Genomic DNA, 14,635 nt, shown 5'->3' on the forward strand with positions numbered 1-14,635 from the left:
CCGCCCGCCTCCCCGGGGCCGCCCCCGGCCCCAGGGAGACCGCCCCTCTCCCTGGGAGGCCGACGTGTTCGATCTGATCATCACGCTCGTCGGTGTGGCCACGGGCGTGGGCCTCTTCCTCGTCACCCGCCTGGCGTCCAAGGCGCACTCCGAGTTCTCCACGCGGCTGGCGCGCGGTGAGATCGGGGAGCGGGAGGCCCGCCGCGCACACCTGGGCCTGCACCTGCGCACCCGGAACGTGGGCCGTGCCGCCACGGGGATCATCGCGGCGCTGCTGGCCGCCGTCCTGGTGCACGCGGCGCTGACCGAGGAGTGGGGCGGGCGCACGCTGTACTACGTGCTCCTGCTGACCGTGCTCATGATGTGGTGCGTGGCCGGGCTGCGCCAGTCCGAACGGCTGGTCGACGAGGCCCGGCGCGAGAACGGGTCCTAGGCCGGCAGCGCACGGAAGCGCACGGCAGCGGCCGCCCCGGGACACACGGCGGGGGCCGGACCGAAGCTTCGGTCCGGCCCCCGCCTGGCGGATCAGGCCTCGGCCTTCTCCTTCGCCTCGCCCGCGGCCGGGTTCTCACCCTTGACCGAGCGCAGCAGCAGCTGGGAGACGTCCACGACCTCCAGCGACTCCTTGGCCTCGCCCTGCGACTTCTTCTCGTTGATCGCGTCGCCGAGCATGACCTGGCAGAACGGGCACGCGGTGGACACCGTGTCCGGGTTGGTGGTCAGCGCCTCGTCCACCCGCTCGGTGTTGATGCGCTTGCCGATGCGCTCCTCCATCCACATGCGCGCGCCGCCGGCGCCGCAGCAGAAGCCCCGCTCCTTGTGGCGGTGCATCTCCTGCGTCTTGACGCCGGGGACCTTGGCCATGATGTCGCGCGGCGGCGTGTACACCTTGTTGTGGCGGCCCAGGAAGCACGGGTCGTGGTAGGTGATGTTCTCGTCGATGTTCTCGACCGGGATCAGCTTGCCCTCCTCCACCAGCTTGGCCAGGAGCTGGCTGTGGTGGACGACCTCGTAGGTGCCGCCGAGCTGCGGGTACTCGTTGGCGAGGGTGTTGAAGCAGTGCGGGCAGCTGGCCACGATCTTGGTGACGCCGGCCTCGTTGAGGGTCTCCACGTTCTGCTGGGCGAGCATCTGGAAGACGTACTCCATGCCCAGGCGACGCGCGGGGTCACCGGTGCAGGCCTCCATGCCGCCCAGGACGGCGAACTTCACGCCCGCGATGTCCAGCAGCTCCGCGATGGCCTTCGTGGTCTTCTTGGCGCGGTCCTCCAGGGCGCCGGCGCAGCCGACCCAGAACAGGTACTCGGTCTCGGGCGAGAGCTTGTCGTCGACGACCTCGACCTCGACCGGGTTCTCCTGCTCGGCGAGCTCCTGGATCCAGTCCATCCTCTTGTCCTCGGCCATGCCCCACGGGTTGGCCTTGTTCTCGAGGTTCTTGAGGAGGGTGTTGGCCTCGGACGGGAAGTTGGACTCGACCATGACCTGGTAGCGGCGCATGTCGAGGATGTGGTCGATGTGCTCGATGTCGACCGGGCACTGCTCGACGCACGCACCGCAGTTGGTGCAGGCCCACAGCTCGTCCGGGTGGATGACACCGCCCTCTTCCTCGGTGCCGACCAGCGGCTTGTTGAGGAGGGCGAGGACGTCGACGCCCGCGTGGCTCTCGTCGGGCTTCTCGGCGAGGGTCTCCTCGGTGATGCCCTTGAGCAGGTACGGAGCCTTCTCGTAGGCGTGCCGCTGCAGGTCGAGGATGACCTTCTTCGGCGAGAGCGGCTTGCCGGTGTTCCAGGCGGGGCACTGCGACTGGCAGCGGCCGCACTCGGTGCAGCTGCTGAAGTCGAGCAGGCCCTTCCAGGTGAAGTCCTCGATCTTGCCGGCGCCGAACGGGTCCTCGTCCGGGTCGGCCTCCTCGAAGTCGAGCGGCTTGGTGCCGCTCTTGTCCATCATCTGCTTGGCGGCGCCGTTGGACGGGGAGCCGTCGGCCTTGCGCTTGAAGTAGATGTTGACCGGCGCGATGAAGCGGTGCCAGCCGATGCCCATGGTGAGCTTGCCCGCCAGCACCATGAAGAACATGTAGCTGATGACCAGCTTGAAGGCGGCGATCCAGGCGATCGCGGGTTCGGCGACGGCCGCCTCGCCCGGCAGGAACGAACCGACGGCGTGCGAGATCGGGGTGGCCCAGACCGGGAACGGGAAGTCGTCCATCGCGGCCTTGAAGCCGCGGATCGCGAAGATCGCGATCAGCAGGCCGATGATGTAGGCCTCGACGTAGTACGCGGTCCAGTGCTTGGAGTGCATGAAGCGCGAGGCGCGGCCCAGGCGCTTCGGGCTGCTGAGCACCCGGTAGGCGGTCAGACCGAGGATGCCGACGAGGCTGGTGCCCGCGATGAACTCGATGGCCAGGCCGTAGATCGTCCAGTCGTAGATGATCGGCAGGTGGAAGTGCGGGTCGAAGACCTCGCCCTGGGCCTCGATGACGGTGAAGACCAGCAGCGGGAACGACACCATCACGAACCAGTGGGCCACACCGATCCACGGGCGCTTGAGCATCCGGCCGTGCCCGATGATCTCGATGAGCGTCATCGTGAGCCGCTGGCCGAAGGGCCCCTTGCGTTCCGGCTCCACCGGACGGCCGATGCCCACTGTCCGCACGATCTGGCGAAGGGCCAGACCGAACATGGTGAACGCGACCACGGCGAAGACCGAGGTGATGATGCCCAGTGTCAGGTACAGCATCGTCCGTGGCCTCCCATCCTGCTTCGTCGTCCGGTGCGCCACACACCGGCGGTCGAGACATATGTTACTAGCGAGTAATGGCGCGGCCGCCATCGGCCACCGCGTACGCGGGCATCAACGCTAGCCAGCACCATCGCAACGAAATCACGCGGGTGGACCCGAGTTGACTCCGAACACACCCCACACACCTATGTGTAGCGGACTCCCGGGGCCGAACGACGCACGCGGGCATCGGTGATGCCACCGGTCGGGGCACCCTGACCCGCCCCTGAGGCGTCCCTGGTCTTCGAGTCAAGGATCCCCCTGGGTTCTCCCATGTTCCTGGTGGCGGACCCGCAGGCCGGGAACATCCCCGCCCGGCCGTCCGTTGTCAGGGCGTAGGAACTAACTTGAGTCTGGTCCACTCAACTGACTTGACAGCTCCCACCGGGCGAAGCAAACTTGTGCCCGAACGACTCAACTTTGACGGAGGTAGCACCCATGGCACGTGCGGTCGGAATCGACCTCGGTACGACGAACTCGTGTGTCGCGGTCCTGGAAGGCGGCGAGCCCACGGTCATCGCCAACGCCGAGGGCGCCCGCACCACCCCGTCCGTCGTGGCCTTCGCCAAGAACGGTGAGGTCCTGGTAGGCGAGGTGGCCAAGCGCCAGGCCGTCACCAACGTCGACAGGACCATCCGCTCGGTCAAGCGCCACGTCGGCACGGACTGGTCGGTCAAGATCGACGAGAAGGACTTCAACTCCCAGCAGATCAGCGCCTTCGTGCTGCAGAAGCTCAAGCGCGACGCCGAGGCCTACCTGGGCGAGGACGTCACCGACGCGGTCATCACCGTGCCGGCGTACTTCAGCGACTCCCAGCGCCAGGCCACCAAGGAGGCCGGCACGATCGCGGGCCTGAACGTCCTGCGCATCATCAACGAGCCGACCTCGGCCGCGCTGGCCTACCACCTGGAGAAGGAGGACGAGGCCACCATCCTGGTCTACGACCTCGGTGGCGGCACCTTCGACGTCTCCCTCCTGGAGGTCGGTGACGGCGTCGTGGAGGTCAAGGCGACCAACGGCGACAACCACCTGGGCGGTGACGACTGGGACCAGGCGATCGTCGACTGGCTCGTCGAGCGCTTCAAGAACGCCAACGGCGTGGACCTGTCCAAGGACAAGATGGCCCTCCAGCGCCTGCGCGAGGCCGCGGAGAAGACCAAGATCGAGCTGTCCAGCTCCAGCGAGTCGGGCATCAACCTGCCCTACATCACGGCCTCGGCCGAGGGCCCGCTGCACATGGACGAGAAGCTCACCCGCGCCGAGTTCCAGCGCCTGACCTCGGACCTGGTCGAGCGGACCAAGACGCCGTTCCAGCAGGTCATGAAGGACGCCGGGATCAGCCTCGACCAGATCGACCACGTGGTCATGGTCGGCGGCTCGACCCGTATGCCCGCCATCGCCGACCTGGTCAAGGAGATGACCGGCGGCAAGGACCCCAACAAGGGCGTCAACCCGGACGAGGTCGTGGCCATCGGCGCCGCGCTCCAGGCCGGTGTGCTCAAGGGCGAGGTCAAGGACGTCCTGCTGCTGGACGTCACCCCGCTCTCGCTGGGCATCGAGACCAAGGGCGGCGTGTTCACCAAGCTCATCGAGCGGAACACGACCATCCCGACCAAGCGCTCGGAGATCTTCACCACGGCCGACGACAACCAGCCGTCCGTGCAGATCCAGGTGTACCAGGGTGAGCGCGACATCGCCCAGTACAACAAGAAGCTGGGCGTCTTCGACCTCACCGGTCTGCCCCCGGCGCCGCGCGGCGTCCCGCAGATCGAGGTCGCCTTCGACATCGACGCCAACGGCATCGTCAGCGTCACCGCGAAGGACCTGGGCACCGGCAAGGAGCAGTCCGTCACCATCTCCGGCGGGTCGGCGATGTCCAAGGACGACATCGACAAGATGGTCCGCGACGCCGAGCAGTACGCCGAGGAGGACCGCAAGCGCCGCGAGGAGGCCGAGGTCCGCAACAACGCCGAGTCCCTCGTCTACCAGACCGAGAAGGTCATCAAGGACAACGAGGACAAGATCCCGGCCGAGGCGCGCACCGAGACCGAGGCCGCCCTCGCCGAGCTCAAGACGGCGCTCGAGGGTACCGACGTCGAGGCCATCCGCACCGCGAGCGAGAAGGTCGCGCTGGCCAGCCAGAAGATCGGTTCCGCGATCTACAGCCAGGGCCAGCAGGGCGGCGCCGAGGGTGAGGCGGCCCCGGGTGCCGAGGGCGCCCAGGCCGACGACGCCGACGTCGTGGACGCCGAGATCGTCGACGAGGACAACGGCAAGCAGTCCTGAGGCCGTTGTCCGCAGGGTGACGAGGAAGGAGGAAGCGTCGGACATGGCGCCGTCGGACAAGACGAACAACTCCGGCACCGGTGACGGTGAGGAGCACCAGGGACCGGTGATCCGCGACAACCGCCGGATCGACCCGGAGACCGGTGAGGTCCGCGAACCGCAGGGCGAGACCGCCGAGGAGGCGGTGGAGGCCGAGGCCGTGGAGACCGAGGAGGTGGAGGCCGAGGAGGTGGACGTCTCCGAGGTCCCGGACACGCCCGAGTCGGTGGTGGACGCCGTCAACGCGGACGAGCGGGTCGTCGAGCTCACCAACGACATCAAGCGGGTGCAGGCGGAGTACGCCAACTACCGCAAGCGTGTCGAGCGCGACCGCGTGGCGGTCCGCGAGATGGCCACGGCCCAGGTGGTCGGCGACCTGCTGCCGATCCTGGACGACGTCGGCCGCGCCCGTGAGCACGACGAGCTCAACGGCGGGTTCAAGGCGGTCGGGGAATCGCTGGAGGCCCTGGTCACCAAGCTGGGGCTGGAGAAGTACGGCGAGAAGGACGACGAGTTCGACCCGAACCTCCACGAGGCGCTCACCCTGGTCCCGGTTCCCGGCATCACCGCGCAGACGGTGATCGAGGTGTTCCAGCCCGGGTACCGCATCGGGGAGCGGATCCTGCGCCCGGCCCGCGTGGTCGTGGGGGATCCGCTGGAGGGCGGCGACGAGGCGGCAGCGGACACCGCCGAACCGGCCGGCGCCGACGCCGACGACTCCTCCGAGGGCGACGGGTCGGGCAGCGACAAGTAGGGGCCGCGTCCCGGTGTCGCCCGCGGGCGACACCGGGAGGCACGCACCGCCCGGCCGCGGCCGCCGCTCCCGCGGTGGCCGCGGCCGGAGGGCGACCCCGGCCTCCGACGGCCCGGGGACACGTGGAAGCATCGGACGCAACCGGCACCAGCGGGGAGAAGGCACCAGTCGATGAGCACCAAGGACTACCTGGAGAAGGACTACTACAAGGTCCTCGGAGTCTCAAAGACCGCCTCGAAGGACGAGATCAAGCAGTCCTACCGGAAGCTGGCCCGGGAGAGCCACCCCGACGCCAACACCGAGGACCCCAAGGCCGAGGACCGCTTCAAGGAGATCTCCGAGGCCTACAACGTCCTGTCGGACGAGAAGCGGCGCAAGGAGTACGACGAGGCGCGGTCGCTGTTCGGCGGGGCCTACCGGCCGGGCGGCGGTGCCGGTCCCGGCGGGTTCGACATGGGCGACCTGTTCGGGCAGGGCCCGGGGGGCGCGTCCGGCGGTGAGCGCCTCGGCGACATCTTCGGCGGACTGTTCGGCGGGCGCGGACGCGGTGGCGGCGCCACCCGCAGCCGGCGCGGCGCCGACGTCGAGACCGAGACGACACTGAGCTTCCGCGAGGCCGCGGAGGGGGTCACGCGCTCCTTCCAGCTGGCCAGCGACGCACCGTGTGCCACCTGCAAGGGCACGGGCGCCAAGGCGGGCACCGCCCCGAGAATGTGCCCCAAGTGCACCGGCACCGGGCATGAGAACACCAACCTGGGCGGCTTCTCGCTGTCCGAGCCGTGCAGCGAGTGCAAGGGCCGCGGCCTGGTCGTCGACGACCCCTGCGCCACCTGCCACGGCAGCGGTCGCGGCAAGAGCACCCGCACCATCCAGACCCGCATCCCCGGCGGCGTGTCCGACGGGCAGCGCATCAGGATCAAGGGCAAGGGCGCTCCGGGCGAGCACGGGGGCCCGGCCGGAGACCTCTACGTCGTCGTCCACGTGAAGGGACACCAGGTGTTCGGCCGCAGCGGCGACAACATCACCATCACCGTGCCCGTGACCTTCCCCGAGGCCGCACTCGGCTCGGAGGTGCGGATCCCCACCCTCAACGGTTTCCCGGTGACGGTGAAGATCCCGCAGGGGACGCAGAACGGGCACAAGCTGCGGGTGCGCGGCAAGGGAGCCACCCGCAAGGACGGCACCCTGGGCGACATGCTGGTCACGGTCGAGGTCACGGTGCCGAAGACTCTGAACGGCGACGCTCGTGAGGCGCTGGAGAAGTTCCGTGCCGCGACGTCCGACTACGACCCGCGCGACGGGCTCGAAGCGCGGGCGAAGGGTGCGTGATCGACGTGAACTCCTTCGGCGCTGACGCCCCGGTCTACGTGATCTCGGTGGCCGCCGAGCTGGCCGGGATGCATCCGCAGACACTGCGTCAGTACGACCGACTGGGGATCGTCTCACCCGGCCGCGCCTCCGGCCGGGGCCGCCGGTACTCCATGCGGGACGTACAGACGCTGCGCGAGGTACAGCGGCTGTCGCAGGAGGAAGGCATCAACCTCGCCGGGATCAAACGCATCCTGGAGCTGGAGCACGAGGTGGAGCAGCTGCGCGAGCAGGTGTTCCACCTGGCCAACGAGCTGGAGGCCGCGCGGCGTGCGGTGGCGCGGCGCGGTCGTCCGGCCGACTCCGGCGGGGCCGTCCGCGGCGAGCTGGTCCGCCGCACACGCGTCACGATCTTCAACACCGCCGAGCCGCCCGACGAGGACGCCCGGCGCGCCGGGCAGAACCGCCCCGCCACCGAGGGCCCCGCGACCGGTGACGGGACCGAGAACCAGGGCTGACGGGGCTCCCGCGCGGACACGAGGGACACGACCGGCCATCGATCATCACTCTGCGTGACACTACTTGTGAAAGGAGTCACCGAGATGAACTACAAGCTCACCAAGAAGAGCCAGGAGGCTCTGTCGGTGGCCATCCGCCGCGCGACCACGGACGGCAGCCCGCAGGTCGAGCCCCTGCACCTGCTGGCCGCGCTCCTGGAGCAGCCCGAGGGCGTCACCCGCCCCCTGCTCAAGGAGGTCGGCGCGAGCCCCGACGAGCTGAGGGACAGGGTCGACGCCGCGATCGCGGACCTGCCCAGGGCCGCCGGCTCCACGGTCAGCTCGCCCAGTTCCTCCCGGCAGCTCATCGTGTCGATCAACACCGCCGCCCAGCGCGCGCAGCGGTTGGAGGACGAGTACGTCTCCACCGAGCACCTGCTCGTGGGCCTGGCCGCGGACGGCGGTGAGGCTGCGCGTCTGCTGACCGCCGCAGGGGCGACACCGGACGCGCTGCTGGAGGGCTTCGAGCGCGTGCGCGGCACGGGGAAGGTGACCTCGGAGAACCCCGAGGACACCTACCAGTCGCTGGAGAAGTACGGCGTGGACCTCACCGAGCGCGCCCGCGAGGGCAAGGTGGACCCCGTGATCGGCCGCGACGGGGAGATCCGCCGCGTCATCCAGGTCCTGAGCCGCCGCACCAAGAACAACCCGGTGCTCATCGGCGAGCCGGGTGTGGGCAAGACGGCCGTCGTGGAGGGCCTGGCCCAGCGCATCGTGGCGGGGGACGTGCCGCAGTCGCTCGTCGGCAAGCGCCTGGTGAGCCTGGACCTGTCCGCGATGGTGGCGGGCGCCAAGTACCGGGGCGAGTTCGAGGAACGGCTCAAGGCGGTGCTCTCGGAGATCAAGGAGTCCGAGGGCCAGGTCATCACGTTCATCGACGAGCTGCACACCATGGTGGGGGCCGGCGCCGCCGAGGGCGCGATGGACGCGGGCAACATGCTCAAGCCCATGCTGGCGCGCGGCGAGCTGCGCATGGTCGGCGCGACCACCCTGGACGAGTACCGGGAGAAGATCGAGAAGGACCCCGCGCTGGAGCGCCGCTTCCAGCAGGTCATGGTGGGCGAGCCGTCCTCCGCCGACACCATCGCCATCCTGCGCGGGCTCAAGGGGCGCTACGAGGCGCACCACAAGGTCCAGATCAACGACGCCGCCCTGGTGGCGGCGGCGACCCTGTCCGACCGCTACATCACCGCGCGCTTCCTGCCGGACAAGGCCATCGACCTCATCGACGAGGCGGCGTCGCGGCTGCGCATGGAGATCGACTCCAGCCCGGTCGTGATCGACGAGCTCCAGCGCGCCGTCGACCGCCTGAAGATGGAGGAGATGGCGCTCGACAAGGAGTCGGACCCGGCCAGCCGGCAGCGGCTGGACCGGCTGCGCGCCGACCTGGCCGACCGGCAGGAGCAGCTCAACGCGCTCGTGGCCCGGTGGGAGCAGGAGAAGGCCGGCCTCAACCGGGTCGGTGAGCTCAAGGGGCAGTTGGACGACCTGCGCACCCGCGCCGAGCTGGCCCAGCGCGAGGGCGACTTCGACGCGGCCTCCCGGCTGATGTACGGGGAGATCCCGGCGCTGGAGAAGCAGATCGAGGAGGCCTCCCAGGCGGAGGAGCACGCCGCGTCCGAGGGCTCCGGCGACACGATGGTCAAGGACGAGGTCGGCGCGGACGAGGTCGCCGACGTGGTCTCGGCCTGGACCGGCATCCCCGTGGGGCGGCTGATGGAGGGCGAGACCTCCAAGCTGCTGCGCATGGAGGAGGAGCTGGGCCGCCGCCTCATCGGCCAGAAGCAGGCCGTGGCCGCGGTGTCCGACGCGGTGCGCCGGGCCCGCGCGGGGATCTCCGACCCCGACCGGCCGACGGGTTCGTTCCTGTTCCTGGGGCCCACGGGCGTGGGCAAGACGGAGCTGGCCAAGGCGCTGGCGGAGCTGCTCTTCGACGACGAGCGCGCCATCGTGCGCATCGACATGAGCGAGTACTCCGAGAAGCACACGGTGTCGCGCCTGGTGGGCGCGCCTCCCGGGTACGTGGGGTACGAGGAGGGCGGCCAGCTCACCGAGGCGGTGCGCCGCCGTCCGTACACGGTGGTGCTGCTGGACGAGGTGGAGAAGGCCCACCTGGAGGTGTTCGACACCCTGCTCCAGGTGCTGGACGACGGTCGGCTGACCGACGGGCAGGGCCGGCAGGTGGACTTCCGCAACACCATCCTCATCCTCACCTCCAACCTCGGATCGCCGTTCCTGGTCGACCAGTCGCTGGAGGAGTCGGTGCGCCGCGACCGCGTCATGGACGTGGTGCGCTCGACCTTCAAGCCGGAGTTCCTCAACCGGCTGGACGACGTGATCATGTTCGACGCGCTGTCCACCGAGGACCTCACGCGGATCGTGGACCTGCAGGTCGACAAGCTGGTGCGGCGCCTGGCCGACCGCCAGCTCCGCCTGGAGGTCACCGCCGGGGCCCGCGAGTGGCTGGCGCTGACCGGCTACGACCCGAGCTACGGGGCCCGCCCGCTGCGGCGCCTGGTGCAGTCCGCGATCGGTGATCCGCTCGCCCGGGAGATGCTGTCGGGCGCGCTGACCGACGGTGACACCGTGGTGGTGGACGTCGACGACGCGATCGACAAGCTCCGCGTGACCCCGAAGAAGGCCGTCGAGCCGGAGCTCTGACGCCCGCCATCGGATGAGGGGCCGCCTCGGAGGGCGGCCCCTCTTCTGCACGGATATCAGGAATCAGATGAGGCTCTCCCAGTACCCGGTTCCAGGAGTCCGCGATGCGCCTTGGGTCCTGTATCCACAGCAGAAGGGGCCGCACACCATGACCGTGCTCGAACACCACTCGCCGAGATCCCCTGCCGAGAAGCTGAGCGTCGAACAGTTCGAGATCATCGCCCAGGCCGCTGCCCGCGAGGATGTCACCCTCGAATACCTCAACGGCAAGATGGAGATCCGGACCGTGCCCGACAGCGATCACAACGCGATTCTCATGTGGTTGACGCGCCAGGTCATGGCCCAACGGGCGGACCTGGACCTGAACGTCACCGGCCAGGGCCTGAAGGTGGGCTCCTGTCGCAAGGGACGTGCACGCCCGGACGGCATCCTCGCACCTGTCGGCCACTTCGCCGGGCAGGGTGAATGGGCCGATCCCCGGGGGGTCCTGGCGGTCGTCGAAGTCACGTCGTGGGACTCCGACACCAACTCCCGTGACCGGGTCGAGAAGGCGCGGGCCTACGCCGCCTGCGACATCGGCACTTATCTCCTCATCGACCGCGACGACGACACTGTCACCGTCCACAGCGAGCCCACGGGCAGCCGGTACCGCAACATCGCCAAGCTCGGGTACGGGCACTCGGTCGAGATTCCCGGGGTGGGGGTCACGTTGAACACCGACGGCCTCAAGCGTTACGGCCACTGACGCGTCCGGCCACGCGCGGGGTGCCCGGTCACGCGGAGGCCGTGGCCGCGCCCGGGCAAGCACCGTCCAGGAGTTCGGCCGCCTCGCCCAGGGCCGTGGACAGTTCGGTGTGCCCGCACCGCTCCGCGAGGGAAGACAGCAGCCGGGCCATCGACGGTTCCAGCGAGGTGCGCGTGTAGCCGCCCCGGCGGCCCCACACGGTCACCTCCACCAGGCCCAGGCCGCGCTTTCCGGCCCAGCTGTCCGACCGCGTGAGCCACACGCTCACCCCTTCCTCGCCCCGGTCGCGGACCAGGCGCAGGTGGCGCAGGCGTTCGGTGTCGATGCCGTGGTCGGCCTCGCACCAGCGCGGGCAGGGGTCTTCGGGTAGCGCGTCTGCGGTCATGGCCTGCACCCCTTGCGGTTGAGGTGGTTGCCCCACTCCCCTAGGTCGCCGTGCGAGAGCCGCTCCAACGGGGACTCCCACGCCCACACCACACGGCTCGGGCCCTCCCGCCTGCCCCGCGCCACCCTGGTCACCACACCGCAGCGCGCACCGTAGACGGGTTCGTCGCGCAGCGACCGCCCCAGGTACTCGACCCTCACGTGCTTCTGGCGCGCCCAGGCCTTCAACGCGGCCAGGGACGGGAGTTCGCGGATATCGCAGATCGTGCGCTTCATCAGGCCACCTCACTCAGCCCGTGACCGCCGTCCGGGCCCGAAGCCCCGACCACCGACATCCAGTTCCGCACCGCCAACGCCAGCGGAGCCAGGTCCCCGCCCGGGTGGGAGACATAGGCCCGCACTCGGGCCCCGCGTCGGCGACGAGGCCGCACCGACTCCGCCGCGCACCTGGCGTGCTTGGGCCGATGCGGCACAGGACGCTCGACCCACTCACACGAACAGGACCGGAACGCCGCCGTACGCAGCGGCCCCCGGTTACGGATCTGGTGCCGGTAGTACTCGGACAGGGAGACCACCGGAGCCAACGGCCGCCGCTCCCCTCCGTCAACGGCCGGGGGACGTGCCGGAGCGTCCGGGAAGGAGAGGACGACCGACTCCGACGGTTCGGTCGTCCTCTCCCGAACAGCGAGGGGGTTGGCGGGTTCGGGGGCCCGGGTCAGATGGAAGGACCACGCGGCCGCAGCGCGCACGGCCTCCAGGTCCACAGAACGCAGGTAGCGCACAGCACAACCTCCAGGTTCAGAGCCGGATGGGGTCCGGCGGCTGCAAGGTAAGCCCAGCTTGACCGCGAACCCACGAAAATGCAACGGTAGCAAGAAAAGAGGTCCGTTATCTGAACCGATGCGAAGTTCAATCGGGGCTCGCTATGATCGCCACACGCCGAGCCCCTCAACCAGCGAGGACGACCCGATGCCCGAGATCCCCGTACGTCGCCGCTACTTGGTCAACCGGCTCAAGCAGCTCCGCATCGAGGCGGGGCTGACCCAAGATGAAGTAGCCGCCGCGATGGGTTGGGACCGCGGCAAGATGAACCGACTGGAGCAGCGGCACTTCAAGCGCCTCAACGCCGCTGACGTGATCGCGCTGGCAGCGCTCTACAAGGCGGGGGACGAGGAGGCGCGTGCCCTCGCACAGATCGCGCGGGATACCAAGAAGGTGTCCTGGTGGTACCGGTACTCCGACGTCTTCGCAGGGCCGTTCATCAGTTTGGAGGCCGAGGCGGAACGCATCGAGGAGTTCAGCGCGCTACTGGTCCCCGGATTGTTCCAGACCGCGCACTACACGCAGGCGCTCATGGAACGCTCTCTCGGCGTCAATCTGGCACCTGACGAGATGCAGACTCGACTGAAGGTGCGCGCCGAGCGTCAGCGCTCCGTGCTGGAGCGCGCCACTCCACCGCACATGTGGGTCATCCTCGACGAGGCCGTGCTGCGACGCCAAGTCGGCGGAGTCGAGGTCATGCGAGCCCAGATCGCTCACCTGGTCGAGTTGAGCGATCGACCGACCATCGACATCCAAGTACTGCCGTTCGACGTCGGCGCCCATGCTGCCAACGGCTTCCAGTTCCTGACCTTCCGCTTCGGGGGAAGCGACGCGGTCACCTACATCGAGACCGACCAAGACGGCCTGTACGTGGAGGAAGCCGAGAAAATCGCGCGTTATACGCTGGTGTTCGACCGCCTCCAAGCAACGGCGATGTCCGTCGAGGACTCGGTCCGGTTCATGGAGGCACTCACCCAGTGAACTTCTGAGTAGTCGACCCGAATAGAGGCACCACGACCATGGACCCCGCGAGCGCTTCATGGCGCAAGTCCAGCTACAGCGCGGCGACCAGCAACAACTGCGTCGAGGTGGCCGACGTGCCGGGTACGACCGCCGTCCGCGACAGCCAGAACAGGGACCGGGGCCATCTGGACTTCCCCCGCGACGAGTGGTCGGCGCTGCTCGGCGCACTACGGAACCACTGACCCGTCGGCACTGATGCCCCGCCCCGCTGGGCGGGGCATCGTCGCGTCTCCGGCCGGGCTCAGGCGCGCAGGACGGCGTCCTCGACCGCGCGGTCCAGGCCGACGCGGGGCCGGTCCGGGCGCTGGGGTACGGGGCCGTCCAGGGAGCGCATCCACGCCCAGGTGTCCGCGACGGTCTCGGCGACCGGGCGGCAGCACAGACCGGCGGCGACCGCTCGGGAGACATCGCCCTGGTGCAGGGTGTCGTACAGCTCGCCCGGCGGCAGCCAGACCGGCAGGTCCGACCACGGTTCGATGCCCGCGGCCAGCACGGTGTCGGGGTCGGTCCAGCGCAGGTCGGCGTCGGAGCCCGTGGCCCGGACGCACGCCTGGAGGAGCCCGCCCATGGTCGCGTGGCCGGGCTGGCTCACCAGGTTGTAGGGGCCGCCGAGGCCGCGCTCGACCGCGTCCAGCGTCCACACCGCCAGGTCGCGGGCGTCGACGTACTGGATCGGCAGGTCGCGCGGGCCCGGAGCCAGGACGGGACCGCCCTCGGCGATCCGGTTCAGCCACCAGGGCAGGCGCCCGATGTTCTCGTGGGGCCCGAGGATGAGCCCCGCACGCACGTGTAGCGCCCGGTCTCCGAAGACCGACTCCGCCGCCAGCTCGCCCCCGCGCTTGTCACTCGCGTAGTCGGTCGCCTCCGCCTCGGGGTCACCGGCCACCAGCGGCCCGTCCTCGTCCAGTCCGGCTGCCGCAGGGAAGGCGTACACGGACCGGCTGGACACGTAGGCGTAGTGTCCCACGCGCCCGGACAGCAGGCGGGCGGCGCGCAGGACCGCCGCGGGCGCGCCCGACCAGGTGTCGACGACGGCGTCCCACTCCCCGCTCTCCAGGGCCGACAGCCCGCCCTCGGCTGTGCGGTCGCCGTGGAGCGCGGTCGTCCCCTCGGGGGCCGGGCGGCTGCCCCGGTGGAAGACGGTGACGTCCCAGCCCCGGCCCAGCGCCTCCTCGGCCGCGGCCCGTCCGACGAACTCGGTTCCGCCCAGCATCAGAATTCTCATGTGCCGCAGTCTGGCTTCTCATCGCGGCACACGCCAGGCCCGCCTGCTCTCAG

The 14,635-nt window shown here is 69.6% G+C and carries 13 protein-coding genes; 9 read left to right on the plus strand and 4 right to left on the minus strand.

The genetic code is table 11. The annotated features are described in order from the left end of the window. Positions 1 to 64 precede the first annotated feature (64 nt). Positions 65 to 433 carry a hypothetical protein gene (locus tag DFP74_RS09195; protein WP_121181301.1) on the plus strand — a complete coding sequence of 123 codons (369 nt, stop codon included), beginning with the start codon at positions 65 to 67 and terminating at the stop codon, positions 431 to 433. A gap of 92 nt (positions 434 to 525) precedes the next feature. Here DFP74_RS09195 and DFP74_RS09200 read toward each other — a convergent pair whose 3' ends face one another. Next, complete coding sequence (locus DFP74_RS09200; protein WP_199725568.1) at positions 526 to 2,736, minus strand: (Fe-S)-binding protein; 2,211 nt, start codon at positions 2,734 to 2,736, stop codon at positions 526 to 528. Between the two features lie 480 nt (positions 2,737 to 3,216). On the opposite strand from DFP74_RS09200, the gene dnaK reads away from it, so the two are divergent. The 6 genes from dnaK (at position 3,217) to DFP74_RS09230 (ending at position 11,128) form a co-directional block, all read left to right on the plus strand. Beyond that, positions 3,217 to 5,064, plus strand: coding sequence for a molecular chaperone DnaK (dnaK, locus tag DFP74_RS09205; protein ID WP_121181302.1), 1,848 nt, complete (start codon positions 3,217 to 3,219; stop codon positions 5,062 to 5,064). A gap of 43 nt (positions 5,065 to 5,107) precedes the next feature. Next, entirely contained in the window at positions 5,108 to 5,857 is a 750-nt protein-coding gene (grpE, locus tag DFP74_RS09210; RefSeq protein WP_121181303.1) for a nucleotide exchange factor GrpE, read from the plus strand. 171 nt (positions 5,858 to 6,028) lie between these two features. After that, a complete protein-coding gene (gene dnaJ, locus DFP74_RS09215; protein WP_121181304.1) occupies positions 6,029 to 7,186 on the plus strand; it encodes a molecular chaperone DnaJ in 1,158 nt (385 codons plus the stop codon). Next, entirely contained in the window at positions 7,183 to 7,683 is a 501-nt protein-coding gene (locus DFP74_RS09220) for a heat shock protein transcriptional repressor HspR (protein ID WP_121181305.1), read from the plus strand. Before dnaJ ends, DFP74_RS09220 begins: the two co-directional genes overlap by 4 nt. 84 nt (positions 7,684 to 7,767) lie before the next feature. Next, complete coding sequence (gene clpB / locus DFP74_RS09225) at positions 7,768 to 10,383, plus strand: ATP-dependent chaperone ClpB (protein WP_121181306.1); 2,616 nt, start codon at positions 7,768 to 7,770, stop codon at positions 10,381 to 10,383. A 148-nt stretch (positions 10,384 to 10,531) separates the two neighbouring features. Then, the gene (locus tag DFP74_RS09230; RefSeq protein WP_121181307.1) at positions 10,532 to 11,128 is read left to right on the plus strand and encodes a Uma2 family endonuclease; all 597 of its coding nucleotides are present in this window, start codon (positions 10,532 to 10,534) and stop codon (positions 11,126 to 11,128) included. A 28-nt stretch (positions 11,129 to 11,156) separates the two neighbouring features. On the opposite strand, the gene DFP74_RS09235 is transcribed toward DFP74_RS09230, so the two are convergent. Continuing rightward, the gene (locus DFP74_RS09235) at positions 11,157 to 11,513 is read right to left on the minus strand and encodes a hypothetical protein (protein ID WP_147453847.1); all 357 of its coding nucleotides are present in this window, start codon (positions 11,511 to 11,513) and stop codon (positions 11,157 to 11,159) included. Continuing rightward, positions 11,510 to 11,788: a hypothetical protein gene (locus DFP74_RS09240; protein WP_233570892.1), complete on the minus strand. Its 279-nt coding sequence runs from the start codon at positions 11,786 to 11,788 to the stop codon at positions 11,510 to 11,512. Before DFP74_RS09240 ends, DFP74_RS09235 begins: the two co-directional genes overlap by 4 nt. Before the next feature lie 693 nt (positions 11,789 to 12,481). Between DFP74_RS09240 and DFP74_RS09250 the strand changes: the two genes are divergently transcribed. Beyond that, the gene (locus DFP74_RS09250; protein WP_121181310.1) at positions 12,482 to 13,315 is read left to right on the plus strand and encodes a helix-turn-helix transcriptional regulator; all 834 of its coding nucleotides are present in this window, start codon (positions 12,482 to 12,484) and stop codon (positions 13,313 to 13,315) included. A gap of 38 nt (positions 13,316 to 13,353) precedes the next feature. After that, positions 13,354 to 13,539 carry a DUF397 domain-containing protein gene (locus DFP74_RS09255; protein ID WP_121181311.1) on the plus strand — a complete coding sequence of 62 codons (186 nt, stop codon included), beginning with the start codon at positions 13,354 to 13,356 and terminating at the stop codon, positions 13,537 to 13,539. Between the two features lie 59 nt (positions 13,540 to 13,598). Here DFP74_RS09255 and DFP74_RS09260 read toward each other — a convergent pair whose 3' ends face one another. Then, a complete protein-coding gene (locus DFP74_RS09260; protein WP_121181312.1) occupies positions 13,599 to 14,582 on the minus strand; it encodes an NAD-dependent epimerase/dehydratase family protein in 984 nt (327 codons plus the stop codon). Between the last annotated feature and the right edge of the window lie 53 nt (positions 14,583 to 14,635).

The sequence above is a fragment of the Nocardiopsis sp. Huas11 genome, assembly GCF_003634495.1.
In the GTDB taxonomy this organism is placed as follows: domain Bacteria; phylum Actinomycetota; class Actinomycetes; order Streptosporangiales; family Streptosporangiaceae; genus Nocardiopsis.